At 72.6% G+C, this 15,683-nt stretch carries 13 protein-coding genes; 5 read left to right on the top strand and 8 right to left on the bottom strand.

Going from position 1 to position 15,683, the window contains the following annotated elements; genetic code table 11:
* Nucleotides 1-12: 12 nt before the first annotated feature.
* The 8 genes from JX005_RS02375 to JX005_RS02410 form a co-directional block, all read right to left on the bottom strand.
* Nucleotides 13-2,853: a helix-turn-helix transcriptional regulator gene (locus tag JX005_RS02375; protein ID WP_214465790.1), complete on the bottom strand. Its 2,841-nt coding sequence runs from the start codon at nt 2,851-2,853 to the stop codon at nt 13-15.
* Nucleotides 2,854-2,900: 47 nt separating this feature from the next.
* Nucleotides 2,901-3,086 carry a hypothetical protein gene (locus tag JX005_RS02380; RefSeq protein ID WP_214465791.1) on the bottom strand — a complete coding sequence of 62 codons (186 nt, stop codon included), beginning with the start codon at nt 3,084-3,086 and terminating at the stop codon, nt 2,901-2,903.
* A gap of 218 nt (nt 3,087-3,304) precedes the next feature.
* Nucleotides 3,305-4,102, bottom strand: a complete 798-nt coding sequence (gene aqpZ, locus JX005_RS02385; protein ID WP_214465792.1) for an aquaporin Z — start codon at nt 4,100-4,102, stop codon at nt 3,305-3,307.
* 96 nt (nt 4,103-4,198) lie between these two features.
* Complete coding sequence (locus JX005_RS02390) at nt 4,199-5,500, bottom strand: DUF58 domain-containing protein (RefSeq protein ID WP_214465793.1); 1,302 nt, start codon at nt 5,498-5,500, stop codon at nt 4,199-4,201.
* A gap of 24 nt (nt 5,501-5,524) precedes the next feature.
* The gene (locus tag JX005_RS02395) at nt 5,525-6,514 is read right to left on the bottom strand and encodes an AAA family ATPase (protein ID WP_214465794.1); all 990 of its coding nucleotides are present in this window, start codon (nt 6,512-6,514) and stop codon (nt 5,525-5,527) included.
* Nucleotides 6,511-7,728 carry a DUF4350 domain-containing protein gene (locus JX005_RS02400; RefSeq protein ID WP_307858478.1) on the bottom strand — a complete coding sequence of 406 codons (1,218 nt, stop codon included), beginning with the start codon at nt 7,726-7,728 and terminating at the stop codon, nt 6,511-6,513. Before JX005_RS02400 ends, JX005_RS02395 begins: the two co-directional genes overlap by 4 nt.
* Nucleotides 7,725-8,426, bottom strand: a complete 702-nt coding sequence (locus JX005_RS02405; protein WP_214465795.1) for a DUF4129 domain-containing protein — start codon at nt 8,424-8,426, stop codon at nt 7,725-7,727. Before JX005_RS02405 ends, JX005_RS02400 begins: the two co-directional genes overlap by 4 nt.
* Nucleotides 8,417-9,769 (bottom strand): DUF7847 domain-containing protein, encoded by a 1,353-nt coding sequence (locus JX005_RS02410; protein ID WP_214465796.1) that lies wholly within the window; start codon nt 9,767-9,769, stop codon nt 8,417-8,419. Before JX005_RS02410 ends, JX005_RS02405 begins: the two co-directional genes overlap by 10 nt.
* 231 nt (nt 9,770-10,000) lie before the next feature.
* On the opposite strand from JX005_RS02410, the gene mtrA reads away from it, so the two are divergent.
* From mtrA to hpf, 5 genes are all read left to right on the top strand, one after another.
* Entirely contained in the window at nt 10,001-10,681 is a 681-nt protein-coding gene (mtrA, locus tag JX005_RS02415) for an MtrAB system response regulator MtrA (RefSeq protein WP_214465797.1), read from the top strand.
* Between the two features lie 7 nt (nt 10,682-10,688).
* The gene (mtrB, locus tag JX005_RS02420; RefSeq protein WP_214465798.1) at nt 10,689-12,401 is read left to right on the top strand and encodes an MtrAB system histidine kinase MtrB; all 1,713 of its coding nucleotides are present in this window, start codon (nt 10,689-10,691) and stop codon (nt 12,399-12,401) included.
* Complete coding sequence (locus tag JX005_RS02425; protein ID WP_214465799.1) at nt 12,398-14,083, top strand: LpqB family beta-propeller domain-containing protein; 1,686 nt, start codon at nt 12,398-12,400, stop codon at nt 14,081-14,083. Before mtrB ends, JX005_RS02425 begins: the two co-directional genes overlap by 4 nt.
* 93 nt (nt 14,084-14,176) lie before the next feature.
* Nucleotides 14,177-14,875: a ComF family protein gene (locus JX005_RS02430; protein ID WP_214465800.1), complete on the top strand. Its 699-nt coding sequence runs from the start codon at nt 14,177-14,179 to the stop codon at nt 14,873-14,875.
* A gap of 88 nt (nt 14,876-14,963) precedes the next feature.
* Nucleotides 14,964-15,623 (top strand): ribosome hibernation-promoting factor, HPF/YfiA family, encoded by a 660-nt coding sequence (gene hpf / locus JX005_RS02435; protein ID WP_214465801.1) that lies wholly within the window; start codon nt 14,964-14,966, stop codon nt 15,621-15,623.
* Nucleotides 15,624-15,683 lie beyond the last annotated feature (60 nt).

Raw genomic sequence — 15,683 nt, forward strand, 5'->3', positions numbered from 1 at the left:
TCCGCGCGGTCGCTACTCGCCAGCGGGGTCGTCGAGGAGGCTCCCCGCGCGAACGGCGGCCTCGGTGCGCGACGACACCTCGAGCTTGCGCAGCAGAGCGGTCACATGGACGCTCGCGGTCTTCGGGCTCATGTAGAGCCGCGCGCCGATCTGCCGATTCGTGAGGCCCTCGCGCAGCAGGAGCAGCACGTCGCGCTCACGCGGGGTGAGGAGGCCGCCCCGCGAGCCCCCGCCGGTCAGGCGTGCCTGCAGCTCGCGCGCGCGCCGGACGTCGCGCGCGGCTCCGATGCTCCGGGCGACGCCCAGTGCTCGCTCGGCGGCCGCTCGCGCGGGTGCGCGCTCGCCGTCGGCCGCGAGCGCTGCCGCATGGTGCAGGATCACCGGTGCGAGCATCCAGCGATGCACCGAGGCGTGGTCCGCGGCGTCGACCGCACGCGACCAGTTATCGGCCGTCGGCGCGGCGTACGCGTCGGTCACGGCGCGCCAGCGTGCCGTGCGCGGAGTCGGCGGCATGATCGCGAGCGCCTCGTGTGCGAGGCCGACGGCCTCGTCGACGCGGGCGCCGGCAGCACGCCGTGCGGCGGCGATCTCGCACGCCGCGAACAGCGGGTACATCGCCTCGGAGGCGGGGAAGTCGTTCGAGAGGTCGTCGGAGAGAGGCCGCAGCTCGTCCCACGCGACGTCCTGCTCGCCGCGTGCGACCGCCAGTTCGGCGCGGGCGATCCGGAGCCCGCGCGTCTCCTCCTCGCTGAGCTCGGGGTGGCGCACGAGATCGGCATGCACGTCGAGCAGCGAGGCCGCGTGGTCGAGCCGGTCGGCGAGCACCTCGAGGCGGACGAGCTGACGCAGTCCGTAGGCGGCGAAGTCGAGGGCCGGTGCCAGACCGAGCGTGCGCTCTGCGAACGGGCGGGCGTCGTCGAGCGCTCCGACGGCGGCCAGCGAATCGGCGAGATTCCCGCTGATGAGAGTTCCCCAGGTGCGTCCGTGCTGCAGCTCCTCGGCTCGAGCGACACCGTTGCGACCGAGCTCGGCCGCCTCGGCGAACCGACCCACGCGATGCAGCCCGTCCACGGTGTTGAGCGTCAGACGGAGCTCCGCTTCGGGCGAGACGAACGAAGTCGACCGCACGAAGTCGCGCAGGTCGAGGGGGACCCGCTCGTCGCCCGCCTCGATCGCGTCGACGGCGAGCGACGAGCGCACATAGGCCTCGAGATCGCTGTCGCCGAGCTGGGCGGCGAAGGCCCGCGCCCGCGCGGCGTGCGCCGCGCCATCGGCGAACGCCTCGGACGGGAGACCGCCGAGGTTGCCGTGGACCCGCGCCCTCGCCGCGATCGCAGCCGCATCCTCGAAGGCCGCGAGCAGGTCGAGGGCTTCGAGTCCGGCGGCGATCGTCTCGGTGACGCGCCCGCTCGAGACGGCCTGCGAGTGCGTCAGCAGCAGGAGCTCCCCGCGTCCGCGTGCGTCATCGGGGCCGAGGAGCGACTCCGCGATGTCGAGAAGCGGGCGGATGCGCGACGTGAGACCGCCCCGATCGGCGGCCTCGGCGGCGGCGATGACAGCGCGTGCGCGCGTCAGGCCGCTGCGCGCGTCGGCGTCCGGCACGAGCGGCCAGAGCTCGACGAGCCGTTCCAGGATCGCCGACTGCGCGCGGAACCCGAAGGTCGCGCGGGCGTCGTCCAGCGCCGCGAGGTAGGCGTCGAAGGCCAGAGCCGGCTCGTGCGCGGCGAGCCAGTGCCGTGCGGCCTCGCTCGCCACCGAAGGATCGGCCGCGAAGTCGAGGCGCTTCGCATACGCGGCGTGCAGCCGGTCCTTCTCGCCGGGGAGGATCTCGTCGGCGACGGCCTCGCGGCTCAGGGCATGGCGGAATCGGTAGGCCTCGTCGGCGACCGTGATGATCCCGCCGGACGCCGCCTCGCGCAGTGCGTCCTCGAAAGCGTCGCCGGGGATCCCCAGCTCGTCGGCCACGCCGGCGAGCACGCGGTGATCGATGCTCTCGCCGATGGCGAGGACGCGCAGCACGCGCTTGGTGCCTTCGCTCATGCGGTCGTACCGTGCGAGCACCACGTCGCGGAGCGAGTCGGCCAGCTGACCGTCGGCGAGGCCGAGCAGCTCTTCGATGAAGAAGGGGATGCCGTCGCTGCGCTCGATGAGGCGGTCCAGCTCCCGGGCCTCGGCCATGCGTCCGCGACCTTCGACGGCCATCTGCGCCACGGCATCGCGGGGGAGCGGCGTGAGCTCGATGCGAGTGGCGAGGCGACCGCGGTCCACGTCGTGAAGGAACCCGCGCAGCGGATGCCCGCGTGGCACGTCGTCGGTCCGGTAGGTCAGGATCAGGAAGCGACGTCCTGACGTGCGGTAGCGGAGGATCGCACCGAGCAGGCCGAGGGTCGAGGTGTCGACCCAATGCAGATCCTCGATGACGACGACGAGAGGACGCGTCGCCGACAGCTCCTCGAAGACGAGGTCGACGGCCTCGTGGACTCGCGCGGGGGAGAGATCGGGTTCGAGGCCGGCCCCGAGCCCGACGGGCAGGAGGCCGGCGAGGGTCCGGGCGACCGGGGCGATCGCGGCATCCCACTCCTCGGCGCCGACCGCGGCGGGCAGCTGCCGCAGGATCTGGCGAATCGGGACGAAGGGCGCGATGTCCTGTGACTCGTAGCAGGAGCCGACGGTCACGACGGCTGCGTCGCCGATCGTCGACAGGAAGTCCGTGACCAGCCGCGACTTGCCGATCCCCGCTTCGCCGCTGACGACCACGGCGCGTTGACCGCCGGCGGACAGCGCGAAGGCCTCGGCGAGGCGCTGCATCTCGGCATCCCGTCCGACCAGGCTCGTCCGCGCGGGGGATTCCATACTCGATAGTGGCACGTCGACCTTCCGCGGGAGGAGGGCGAGGGAGCTCAGGCCGTCTGCAGGCGGGTCCGCAGCCGGCGCAGCGCGCCGCGGACGAAGAGGCGGGCGGTGGCGGGAGCGGTGCTCCGGTCTGCGGCGGCGCGCTCATCGCTCCGGCGACGCAGCTCGGCCATGGCGGCGACCTCGCGCTCCTGCTGGCGGGCCATCGTCTCGAAGTAGAAGGTCGTGTTCATGATGTGCTCCTGAGGTGGGGCCGGTGTCCGGCGGGGTTCGATGACACAGACATTCCTCTCTAAGGAGCACCCCGCGGATCGGCACTGTGCCCAGGTTCCAGCGGCTCCGGGGCCTTAGGCGTCGCACCCGGCCGCAGTCCGCCTAAGGCGCCGGCGGGCGCACACGACGAAGCGGCCCGTCCCTCCCGGGACGAGCCGCTTCGGCGTTGGTGCGAGGGTTACTTGACGCGCGCCTCCGCCGGGGCGGGCGGCACGGACCCCTTCGACTCGAACAGCGCGCGATGCAGGAATCCTGCGAGCAGGCCGCCGACGAGCGGGAACACGATGAACACCCACAGCTGGCCAAGGGCCGCCGGCCCGCCATAGATCGCCGTGGCGATCGAGCGCGCCGGGTTGACCGACGTGTTGTCGATCGGGATCGACGCCAGGTGGATGAAGGTGAGCGTGAGGCCGATCGCCAGACCCGCGAACCCGGCGGTTCCGCGCTGGGGGTGCGTCACGCCGAGGATCACCATCAGGAAGACCGCGGTGAACAGGATCTCGGCGATGATCGCCGCACCGAGGCCGAAGCCGCCGGGCGAGTGCTCGCCGAAGCCGTTGCTCGCGAAGCCGCCGTCCTGCGCGGTGGTCAGCCAGTCGGCGGGGCCGAAGATGCCGATGAGCACGATGAGCGTCGTGGCCAGCGCGCCGCCGACGATCTGCGCGATGAGATAGCCCGGGGTGTCCTTCCACGGGAAGCGTCCCGCGGCGGCGAGCCCGAAGGTGACGGCCGGGTTGAAGTGCCCGCCCGAGATCGGTCCCCAGGTGTAGATGCCGGCGAGCAGCGTCAGGCCGAAGGCCAGCGAGACGCCGATGAAGCCGATGCCGAGCGATGAGCCGTTCGACCCGGTGCCGAAGTCGGACGCGAACAGGGCCGCGCCGATCGAGCCGAAGACGAGCAGGAACGTTCCGAGAGCCTCCGCGACGAGTTTGTTCGCGGTGCTGGGCGTGCTGAGCGTGGTGGTGGTGTCAGGCATGGACGGACCCCTTTCCTCGTCGCGAGGGTACCGCCACTGTCAGGTGATTCCCAGGAACCGACGGCGGAGTGTCCGTAGGTGACGAAAACGTCCGGATCAGAGGCGTCCGGCGGCCTTGAGCGCGAGATAGCGGTCGGCGATGCGGGGAGGAAGCAGCTCGGGGCCGTCGGCGATCGCCTCGGCGCCCGCCCGTCCGATCGCGGCCGCGACGGTCGCGGCATCCCGCGCCGTCTTCTCCGCGGCCGCTTCGCGGTAGACGGATGCCGCGTCCGGCCGCTCCTCGCGCGGCGGCGTCTCCTGCGTGACGGTGCCCACGAGCACGTGGGCGCGGGCGGTGAGCCCGGGGAGCGATCCGAGGAAGCCGCGGGCGGCATCGGCGGCGTCCTGCGCGGTGAGCAGCACGACCAGGGAGGGCCGCGAGGTGAGGGCGCGGATCTGGGCGAACGCCGCGTCCCAGTCGGTGTCGATCAGCTGCGGCTGCACCGGCGCCATGGCGTCGACGAGCGCCGGCAGCAGCGCGGGGCCGTCGACGCGCGTGACGCGGGCGCGGATGACGCGGTCGAACATCAGCAGGTGCGTGTGATCGCCGGCGCGATTGGCCAGCGCCGCGAGGAGGAGCGCCGCCTCCATCGCGGCATCGAGGCGCACGGCGTCGCCGACGCGGGCGGCGGACGTGCGTCCGGTGTCCACGACGATCACGACGTGACGGTCGCGCTCCGGGCGCCACGTGCGCAGCATCGTCGTGGTCGAGCGTGCCGTGGCGCGCCAGTCGATCGCGCGGACGTCGTCGCCGCGGACGTACTCGCGGAGGCTGTCGAACTCGGTGCCCTGGCCCCGGACCTGGACGCTCGTGTTGCCGTCGAGCTCGCGGAGGCGGGCGAGGCGCGAGGGCAGGTGGCGGCGGGCGGTGAACGGCGGAAGCACCCGGATGACACCGCGGGCGTCGATCCTCGCCTGCCGGCCGGCGAGCCGCAGCGGGCCGTCGGAGCGGACGACGACGAAGGCGGTCGCCAGCTCGCCGCGACGCCGCGGGAGCAGCGGAATCGGCGACATGCGCCGCTCGCCGGGCGGGATGACCATCGGCACGCGGGCTTCCGGCGCGCCTGCCGTCGGCTGCCACGCGTCGCGGAATCGCCCATGCAGAGTACGCGAGCCGGTGTTGCGGAGCCCGACCTCGGCGACCGCGGGCTCTCCGAGCAGCACGCGGCGCGGCATCCGTCTCTCGATGCTGACCTGTCGCGGATCGGGCGCCGCGGCGGCGTCGACCAGCACCACGATCGCGCACAGGACCACCCAGCCCGCGGCCGCGAGCCACGCGTCCACGCCGGCCAGCGAGAGCAGCACGACGGGAACGACGCCCAGGGCGATCAGCAGGGGAGTGCGTCCGGTGAGATACATGCGGCTAGTCCAGGATCATCCGACTCAGATCGGAACGCGCGTCTGCTGCACGACCGACCCGAGGACCGCGTCGACAGAGACGCCCTCGAGCTCCGCGTCAGGACGCAGGCGGATGCGGTGACGCCACGTCGGGAGCAGCATGGTCTGGACGTGGTCGGGCGTGATGGCGGGGGAGCCGCCGAGCCACGCCCAGGCCTTCGCCGCGGCCAGCAGCGCCGTCGCGGCGCGCGGGCTCACCCCCAGCTGCACCGACGGGCTGCGGCGGGTCGCCTGCGCGAGGTCGACGACGTAGCCCAGCACGTCGTCGGAGACGGTGACGGATGCCGCGGCCCGCTGTGCCGCGCGGATCTCGTCCGCCGTCGCAGCGCGCTCGAGTCCCGCCGCGGCGAGGTCGCGCGGATCGAATCCGCTCGCGTGGCGACGCAGCACGGCGAGCTCGGCATCGCGGGCCGGCACGTCGACGATGAGCTTCAGCAGGAACCGGTCGAGCTGCGCCTCGGGCAGCGTGTACGTGCCCTCGTGCTCGATCGGGTTCTGCGTCGCCGCCACGAGGAAGGGGTCGGGCAGCGGCCGTGTCACGCCGTCGGCGGAGACCTGACGCTCCTCCATGGCCTCCAGCAGCGCGGCCTGGGTCTTCGGGGGCGTGCGGTTGATCTCATCGGCGAGCACCACGTTGGTGAAGACGGGGCCCTCCCGGAACTCGAACTCTCCGGAGCGGGCGTCGTAGATCAGGGAGCCCGAGACGTCGCCGGGCATGAGGTCGGGCGTGAACTGGATGCGCTTGGTGTCGAGACCCAGCGCCGTGGAGAACGCCCGCACGAGCAGCGTCTTGGCGACGCCCGGAACCCCCTCGAGCAGCACGTGGCCGCGCGCGAGGACCGCGATGAGCAGGCCGGTCACTGTTCCGTCCTGCCCGACCACGGCCTTGCCCACCTCCAGGCGCACACGGTTCATGGCCTCGCGCAGCGCCGCGTCGTCGGACGCGACAGCGTCGATCGGGGGAGTGTCGGTCATCGAGGGTTCCTTTCCGGGCGGACGGCCGCGTGCACGGCGTCCTCGAGGTGGCGAAGCTGCAGGCTGAGGGCGACGAGCTCGGCGTCCGTGGCGGGCACATCGTCGATGAGGATCCGCCGGGCGGCGCCGGAGTCGATTCCGGCGCGCGCGGCCGCGGCGTCGGCGATCTCGGGTGCGGAGGCGGACGGACCGAGTCCGAGGACCTTGCCCAGCCGCCCGAGGGCGCCGATGCGCAGCTGGTCGGCGGCGTGCAGCGCGTCGCGCGACTGGGCGTAGAGGCGCGCGCGGCCTTCGGTGGTCTCGGACGCGCGCACGGTCACCGGGAGGCGCTCGGCCACGAGCGGACCGAAGCGGCGTCCGCGCCAGATCCCCGCCGCGACCCCGGCCACGAGCAGGAGCACGATGACCGGACTCACCCACGGCGGGGTCAGCTCGCCCAGCGAGGGATCCGTGTCGGTCAGGTCGGTGTCGCCGAGCCCAGGCTGGTACCAGACGACGAGCGGATGCCGCCCCATCAGGTTGATCGCGAGGGCGGCGTTGCCGTCGTCGGCGAGGGCGTCGTTGGTGAAGAGGACGGTGCCGTCGACCGCGGCTGCACGCCCGTCGCCGTGCGGGGCGACGAGCAGTCCGTAGCCGTCGCCGGCCGGGTAGCACGCCGAGACGTCGGGCGCGCTGGTCTCCTCCGCACCGTTCGGCACGAGGACGACCCCGGGTTCGACGGGGCCGGAGCGGACCGCGTCGGGAAGGTCGCAGTCGGGATCGACCCTGTCGAGACCGGCGAAGCCGGCGGTGTCGGCACCCGGGATGAGCAGGTCGAGCGAGCGCGAGCGCGGGTCGATGAGAACGAGGTCGTCCGCGCGATCGGCGAGGTTCTGCAGCCCCTCGTCCGACAGGGCGGGGGTGTCGGGGAGGACGAGCGTCGCGGTTTGGCCGGTCAGGGCGGCTGCCGCGTCGCCCCGGTCGCGCACGACCCGCACCTCGAGGCCGCGGTCGCGGAGGACCTCGACGAGCGCGCGGGTCCCGGAGGGACCGGCCGACTCGGGATCCAGTTCGTCGCGCTCGTTCCATTCGCCCGCGGCCGCGATCGCCGCGCCGATCCCGCCCACGATCAGCAGGACGACGGCGATCACGATCCACGTCGTCACCCGGCGCGCGCGGCGGGGAGAGTCGGGCGTCGCGGCCGCGTCGGGGGCTGCCTCGGCCACTGCGCTCACGCGGAGACCTCCGCCCGGACCGTCGGCCTCGCCGCGACGACCGCCGCGTCGGTCTCGGCGACCTGGCGATAGAGGTCGGCGCTACCGGGACGCCGCAGATAGCGGACGGCGTCGAAGGCGGTCGCCGCCTGCTCGAGCTCGTCGCCGAGGTCGGGGAACACCCGTGCGGCCGCGCGGGCGAAGGCGTGGACCGTCGCTCCCGGGGGCGTGTCCACGACGCCGCGCTCGAAGCACCCGCGGGCGAGTGCGCGGAAGTGCAGCACGATCGCCGCGTCCCAGTCGGCGTTCCGGGCGTGGGATGCCGCGGCCGACCGCAGCTCGGCGGCCGAGCGTCCTTCCGCCTCGCCGAAGAGCGTGGGGGACTGCCCACGGGCGCGTCGAGAGGAGCGTGGCACGCCCCAGATCGCGAAGGCCACCGCGATGAGGGCGATCACCACGATCGCCGCGACGACGGCCACGGCCGAGCCCCACTCGCCCGACAGCTCGGTGGAGAAGAGTCGCTGGAAGAACTCGGAGACCGCCTGGGCGATGCGGTCGAACGGCGTCGGCTCGGCGATGTCGTAGACCGGGTCGGAGAGCTCCTGCTCCGCCCAGCGCCGCGCCTCCTCACCGTCCGGAGTCACCGGGCCGGCGTCGGCGGCGCGGCGCATCGCGACGGACGTCGCCACGGCGCCGAGCGCGACGGCGCTCAAGCCCACGGGGACTCTCGGTCGGCGCCGTCGGCCGGAGCGCCCGGAGCGGTCCACGCGGTCGGCGCAGGGGCGGGGGGCTCGTCGGCCGGGGCGGGCTGTGCCTGCGCCGGAGCGGGCTGGGCATCCGCCGGGCGTGCGTACGGGGGCACGAGGGGCGGCTGTGTCGGGAGCGGCGCCTGCGGCGGCTGACCGTACGCGCCGGCGGGCTGGCCGTACGCCGGCGGCGCGCCGTACGCCGCGGGCGGCTGACCGTAGACCGGGGGATAGCCGGCGGGCGCGGCGTACACGGGCTGCAGGACGCGGGGCGCAATCGCCCGCCCGATGTGCTCGCGGTACGGGTCGGGGAGCGCGGCGGCGCCGGCATCCCGTCGCTCCACGTAGGCGAGCAGATCGAGGTCGAGGCCCTCGTGTCTCATGCGGCAGTCGATGTAGATGATCGCGGTCGCCGTCGACTGCACGACGACGGCCACCGACTGCAGCAGGAGCGTGACCGCCTGGGTGAGCAGGAGCGCGACGATCATGGCGATGATCGCGGACGGCTCGGGATCGCCGGTGGGGGCGATGACCGTGGTCAGCCCGGTGCTGAGGAAGCTGAACGGGATACTGACGATCTGGGCGACGAAGCCGAAGACGAGCGAGATCAGGATGATCACGCCGAACGCCGGCCAGAAGCGCCCCTTGGTCAGCCGCCACGACCGCGCGAGCGCCTGGCCGATGGTGGCGTGCTCGAGGATGATCGCCGACGGCGCGAGCAGCAGCTTGATCATCAGCCACAGGGTCAGCGGAATCGCGGCGAGGATGGCGAGCACGGCGAACAGGATCGCGAGGGGCCCCGCGGCGATGGCGATCCCGACGATCGCGGCGACCACGGCACCGACGACGACGATAGCGGCGAGGGTGAGTAGCAGGGTGTAGCCGATGAGCCGCCAGACCACGGGCTTGAGCTGGCGCCACAGCGCCGAGAGGCGCAGCTTCTCGGCCACGGCCGCATGGGCCACTTCGATCACGACGATGCCCTGGACGATGACGCCGATCGCGCCCGCAGCCAGCCCGAGGACCAGGCCGGCGATCAGGGTGATGGCGACGGACCCGGCCATCACGGCGTCGAACTCCTCCGTGCCGTATTGCAGCGTGTCGAGACGGGTGAACGACGCCCAGGCCACCGCCACGATGGCCGCCGTGACGATGAGGTAGGCGAGCGTCTGCACGATCAGCGCGAAGCCGAGGAGCACCCGTGGGTTCTGGCGCAGCGCGGAGAAGGAGCGCCCGAGCATCGTGCCGAACGACAGTGGGTGCAGCGGGATGATGCCCGGTCGGGATGCCGGTGTCCAAGCCGGATAGGCGGTCACGGTCTTCCCCTCTGGATCGAGCTTCCGCACGGGCGGAGCGCCTTCGCTGGCTGCCCCTATCGTGTCATATCCGCTGGGGCCTCCCGCGGCCCCCCGGTCGGACGCTCGGCGGCGTCACGGCCGGTCTTCGGCCTGTCCTCAGGCGGGGTCGACTACTCTGTGGGGAGCGCAGGGGGACGGCGCCGTCCGTGCCGTGCCCCGCGTGCCCAAGAAGAAGGACGAACCCGCGCGATGACTTCACGCATCCTGGTGGTCGACGACGACACCGCTCTCGCCGAGATGATCGGCATCGTGCTGCGCACCGAGGGGTTCGACACGGCGTTCTGCGCGGACGGCGCGAAGGCGGTCGACGCCTGGCGCACCGAGCGCCCCGACCTGATCCTCCTGGACCTCATGCTGCCGGGCATGGACGGCATCGAGATCTGCACCCGCGTGCGCGCCGAGTCCGGCGTCCCGATCATCATGCTGACCGCCCGCACCGACACCGCCGACGTCGTGAAGGGCCTCGAGTCGGGCGCTGACGACTACATCGTCAAGCCCTTCAATCCGAAGGAGCTCGTCGCGCGGATCAAGACCCGGCTGCGCCCGGCGAGCCAGCCCGCCAACGACCACCTCCGCATCGGCGACCTGACGGTGGATGTGGCCGCGCACGAGGTCCGTCGCGGTGACACCCCGATCGCCCTCACTCCGCTCGAGTTCGAGCTGCTCGTCGCGCTCGCCTCGAAGCCGCAGCAGGTGTTCTCCCGCGAGATGCTCCTCGAGCAGGTGTGGGGCTACCACTACAAGGCCGACACGCGCCTCGTGAACGTCCACGTCCAGCGTCTGCGCGCGAAGGTCGAGCTCGATCCCGACAACCCGAAGATCGTGACCACGGTGCGCGGCGTGGGCTACCGCGCCGGCGCCGTCGTCTGAGGCGCCGATGACGGCCCCGATCACGGGGGTGACGGCCACCCGGACGCCGCTCGCGGGATGGCGCGACTGGCGCGCCTGGCCCGGGAACATCGTCGCGCTGTGGCGTCGCTCACTGCGCTTCCGGACCCTGCTGGTCACGTTCGGCCTGACCGCCCTCGCCGTCATCGTGGCGTGCGTCTGGATGGCGCTCGCCATCCAGAACGACCTCTTCGTCTCGCGCAAGGACCAGGTGCTCGACGACGCCCTGCGCGGCGCGACGGCCGCCCAGCGCACGCTCGACAGCGCAACGGCGCAGAGCGACAGCGTCCAGCTGCAGAACGTGATGATCCTCGCGCAGGGCACCCTCGCGGCCCAGTCCTCGAGCGACATGCGCGCGGCGTTCCGGATCGGCCCGCCGGCGCCCGCCGCGCCGCAGGACTTCACGAGCAACCTGCGCTTCGAGGACTCCATCAGCGAGTCGCTGCGCGAGGCGGTGCGCGCGAGCGCCGACCGGCAGGTCTGGCAGTCCTTCGCGATGCCGACCGACGACGGCAGCACGGTTCCCGGCATCGTCGTCGGCCAGCAGCTCACGGTTCCGGGGGTGGCCCCGTACGAGCTGTACCTCGCGTACGACCTCGAGAACGCCCCGCAGACGCTGGGGTTCGTCCAGGGCACGCTCTGGATCGTCGGCATCGGCCTGGTGCTGCTGATCAGCGGCATCGCCTGGTTCGTGCTGCGCTCCGTGACGACGCCGATCGGCGAGGCCGCCGACACCAGCGCCAAGCTCGCCGCCGGCGAGCTCGGCGTGCGCCTGCCGGTGCGCGGCGAGGACGAGCTGGCGACCCTCGGACGCTCGTTCAACGCCATGGCGGACAGCATCGAGTCGCAGATCAAGGAGCTCGCCGACCTCTCGCTCGTCCAGCAGCGGTTCGTCTCCGACGTGTCGCACGAGCTGCGCACGCCGCTGACGACCATCCGTCTGGCCGCCGACATGATCAACGACCAGCGTGCGGACTTCGACCCCGCCACCGCCCGAGCCGCCGAACTGCTGAACAACCAGGTGCAGCGGTTCGAGACGCTCCTGACCGACCTGCTCGAGATCAGCCGCTACGACGCCGGATCGGTCCAGCTCGAACTCGAGGCGACGAGCCTCGCCCACCTCGCGGAGGACGTGATCACCTCGATGGAGCAGCTCGCCGAGCAGCATGGCAGCGACGTGCGCCTCGTGGCGCCCGGCGGTTACTCGCCGGTCGACATGGATCCCCGCCGCGTGCGACGCGTCGTGCGCAACCTGCTCGGCAACGCGATCGAGCACGGCGAGGGCCGGCCCATCGTCGTCACCGTCGACAGCAACCAGCAGGCCGTCGCCATCGGGGTGCGCGACTACGGCCTCGGCATGAAGCCCGACGAGGTCGAGCGCGTGTTCGACCGGTTCTGGCGGGCCGACCCCTCGCGCACGCGCACGATCGGCGGCACCGGGCTCGGCCTCTCGATCGCGCTCGGCGACGCGCGTCTGCACGGCGGCGCGCTCGCCGTGTGGTCGGAGCTCGGGCGCGGCACGAACTTCGTCCTCACGCTGCCCCGCAGCGGTGGCCCGCTCGTCGGCCCCTCGCCGATCCCGCTCGATCCGGGCGACGACTCGATCGGCGCGGTCGACCTGGGGCTCACCCAGCCGATCCAGATCGCGCAGCCCGACGTCGTGGATGCTCGGGATGCCGCGCCCCGGGGTGGTGCGTCATGACCCGTCGCCGCAGCATCCCGATCCTGCTCATCGCCATGCTCGCCGTGGTGCTCACCGCATGTGCGGGGCTGCCGACGAGCGGACGGATCAACTACGGACTCGGCACGGCGGACGCGCCCGACGACGAGGAGATCTCGTTCCTCCTGCCGGACAGCCCTCAGCCCGGCGCATCGCCGGTGCAGATCGTGGAGGGATTCATGCGCGCGGGCTCCGGCCCGGGTCTCGGCGCGAACTGGGACCGCGCGCGCGAGTTCCTGACCGAGGACTTCGCGGCCGAATGGCGCCCGGAGGCCGGCGTGACGGTCGACGTCCTCGGGGACCGTTTCCCGACCGAGAACACCGAGGGCAACGTCGAGGTCGCGATCAGCGCCGTCGCGACGGTCGACGACATCGGCACCTATGAGCGAGCCGCCGTCGGCGAGCGACTGCTCGGATTCGAGCTCGTGCAGGTCGACGGGGAGTGGCGCATCAGCTTCGCCCCCGACGGCGTCGTGCTCGACGAGAACGTCTTCCCGCGGGTGTTCCACCGGTACGCGGTCATGTACTTCGACCCCTCGTGGCAGTACCTCGTGCCCGATTCACGCTGGTTCCCCACCACCAACTCGGCCGGACGCGTTGCACAGGCGCTCGTCGACGGTCCGCCGAGCGCTTGGCTCGCCGAGTCCGTCGCGTCGGCCTTCCCCGAGAGCGTCGAGGTCCTCCCTTCGGTGCCGGTGACAGGCAGCGTCGCCGAGGTCGACCTCAACGAGGCCGCGCTGTCGGCGGATCCCGAGACCCTCGACCGCATGTACACGCAGCTGCTCGCGAGCCTGCGCACGACGAACGTCACCGACGTCGAGCTCACCGTGGAGTCGGTGCCGATCGACGTCGAGGCGATCGACGTCCGCTCCACGCGCGTGCCGGGAGCTCCCCTCGTGCTCACCGCCGAGGGCTTCGGGTTCATCACCGGGGGCGACACCCTCGACCCCGTGCCCGGCATCTCGCCCCTCGTCGAGCAGTTCGCCCCCGTCGCGGTGCAGCTCGCGCCCGATCGCCGGGCGGCCGCCGCGCGTCTCGAGACGGGCGAGGTGATGCGATTCCGTGAGGACGAGACATATGAGGTCCTCGACTCGCGGCCGGGGCTGGTCGATCCGTCGATCGACCCGTTCGGCATGATCTGGAGCGTCCCGCGGGACGAGCTCGCCGCGCTGCGCGTCTTCCTGCCCGACGGCACGGCCGTCGACGTCACGGACTCATGGTCCGGAGCGACCTCGATCACGGCGATGGCGGTGTCGCGCGACGGCACCCGGGCCGCCGCGATCGTCTCGGCGGGGGGCCGCAGCGCCCTGTGGGTGGCCGGGATCGTGCGCGACCCCGACGACCAGGTGCCCATCCGCCTCGGCGATCCCGTGCAGCTCGCCGAACTGTCGGGCGGCATAGGCCTCGCCTGGCTCGACGACGAGTCGGTGGGCGTGCTCTCCGGCGATGCCGAGGGGTCCTCGATCCTCGAGCAGGTGGTGGGCGGCACGGGCTCGACGAGCTCGGCATCCGCAGGGATGGCGTCCATCGCGGGCGGCACGTCCCTCTCGAGCGCGCGCCTGCGCGCGACCGACGGAGCCCTCTACGTCAAGCGCGGAACGGGATGGCAGCCGACGGCCTCGGATGTGCTCCTGCTCGCGACCCAGCAGGGCGCGCCCGAGTAGCGTCTCCTCCCCAGCCGCGCTCCCGCGCGCGATGATCTCCGACGCGCGGGCACAGCGGCTGCGGCATCCGGCGGCCCCGCCACACTCGAGGGCATGACCTCGCACCGACCCGCTCGCTCGGTCGTGAGCGCGGCGCTCGCCGACGCGCTCGCGCTGCTCCTCCCCGTGGTGTGCGCCGGGTGCGGTGCACCCGACGCCGACCTGTGCGAGGCGTGCAGCGATGCGCTGACGCCGCGGACCGACACGCGCCGGGTCGACGCGGCCGGCGGCCCGATCGCGGTGTGCAGCGGACTCCGCTTCGAGGGCGTGACGGCGCGGGTCGTGCGGGCGATCAAGGAGGAGGGCCGCACGCCGCTGGCCAGAGCGCTCGCGCCCGCGCTCGCGGCCGCCGTGGCGGAACTCGCCGGCCCGGGCGCCGTGCTCGTGCCCATGCCGACCTCCCGTGCGTCGTTCCGTCGCCGCGGCTACCGGGTGCCCGACCTGGTGGCGCGGCGTGCGGGTCTGCCCCTCACGCGGCTGCTGCGTCCGGTCCGCCGCACCGCCGACCAGCGCGGTCTCGACCGCGATCAGCGCCGGGCGAACGTCGCGCACAGTCTGTCGTCGCGGGATGCCGCGGGCCTCGCGGTCATCGTGATCGACGACGTCGTCACCACCGGAGTCAGCCTCGCGGAGGCCGTCCGTGCGCTCCGCGAGGCGGGTGCCGACGTCATCGGGGCCGCGACCATCGCTGCCACGCCGCGCCGGGCCAGCGGCGAGGAGCAGGCGTGGGTCGCATTCCAAACTCACAGGTGACAGGTGCCTCCCGCGGGGCTAGCGTGGGGGAGACAAGGCGACTGATGGTCCGCCCTTGGCCGGGAGGACCGGAACAAGGAGGTCAGGGATGGAAACCAGCATCGTCGGCGTGGGAGTGGGAGTGACAGATCGCTTTCGCTCGGTCGTCGAAGACAAGGCTGCCCGCATCGAACACCTCGCTCCGCGCGCTCAGCGCGTGGACGTCAAGGTCACTCACCGCGCGTATCACAACGGACGCGTGGAGGACGACACCGTCGAACTGACGCTCACCGGAAAGGGCCCGATCGTCCGGGCCGAGGCCACTGACGGTGACAAGTTCACTGCGCTCGATCTCGCGGTCGACAAGCTGTGCGAGCAGCTGCGACGCGCGAAGGACAAGCGCGTGGACGCCCGCAACCACCCGCGGGGCGCCAAACTCGACAAGGGCAGCGGCGCCATCCAGGGGATCGATGTGCAGCCGGCATCGGCCGACGTGCTCCGCGCCGTCGCGACCGGCGAGATCCCGATCGTCACCGGCAATGAAGAGGAGGAGGGCTACACGCCCGTCGTCATCCGCACGAAGGAGTTCGAGCCGGAATGGATGTCGGTGGAGGAGGCGGTCGACCGGATGGAACTGGTCGGCCACGACTTCTTCCTGTTCGTCGACGCCCGCACCGACCACCCCAGCGTGGTGTACCGCCGCAAGGGCTGGGACTACGGCGTGATCTCGCTCACGACGCAGGCCGCCCCCGAGGCGGTCGCCTCCTAGGGGCTCCCGCGCGCTGAACGAGCGAATGCCCCGGCCGGAAGGCCGGGGCATTCGCCTGTC

Source organism: Microbacterium flavescens (genome assembly GCF_018588945.1).
Lineage (GTDB): Bacteria > Actinomycetota > Actinomycetes > Actinomycetales > Microbacteriaceae > Microbacterium > Microbacterium flavescens.

Bases quoted from the DNA above. Each gene is read 5' to 3' on its own strand.
- JX005_RS02380 (WP_214465791.1), bottom strand. From the start codon at position 3,086: ATGAACACGACCTTCTACTTCGAGACGATGGCCCGCCAGCAGGAGCGC.
- mtrB (WP_214465798.1), top strand. From the start codon at position 10,689: ATGACGGCCCCGATCACGGGGGTGACGGCCACCCGGACGCCGCTCGCG.
- hpf (WP_214465801.1), top strand. From the start codon at position 14,964: ATGGAAACCAGCATCGTCGGCGTGGGAGTGGGAGTGACAGATCGCTTT.
- JX005_RS02375 (WP_214465790.1), bottom strand. From the start codon at position 2,853: ATGGAATCCCCCGCGCGGACGAGCCTGGTCGGACGGGATGCCGAGATG.
- JX005_RS02430 (WP_214465800.1), top strand. From the start codon at position 14,177: ATGACCTCGCACCGACCCGCTCGCTCGGTCGTGAGCGCGGCGCTCGCC.
- JX005_RS02395 (WP_214465794.1), bottom strand. From the start codon at position 6,514: ATGACCGACACTCCCCCGATCGACGCTGTCGCGTCCGACGACGCGGCG.
- aqpZ (WP_214465792.1), bottom strand. From the start codon at position 4,102: ATGCCTGACACCACCACCACGCTCAGCACGCCCAGCACCGCGAACAAA.
- JX005_RS02390 (WP_214465793.1), bottom strand. From the start codon at position 5,500: ATGTATCTCACCGGACGCACTCCCCTGCTGATCGCCCTGGGCGTCGTT.
- JX005_RS02425 (WP_214465799.1), top strand. From the start codon at position 12,398: ATGACCCGTCGCCGCAGCATCCCGATCCTGCTCATCGCCATGCTCGCC.
- mtrA (WP_214465797.1), top strand. From the start codon at position 10,001: ATGACTTCACGCATCCTGGTGGTCGACGACGACACCGCTCTCGCCGAG.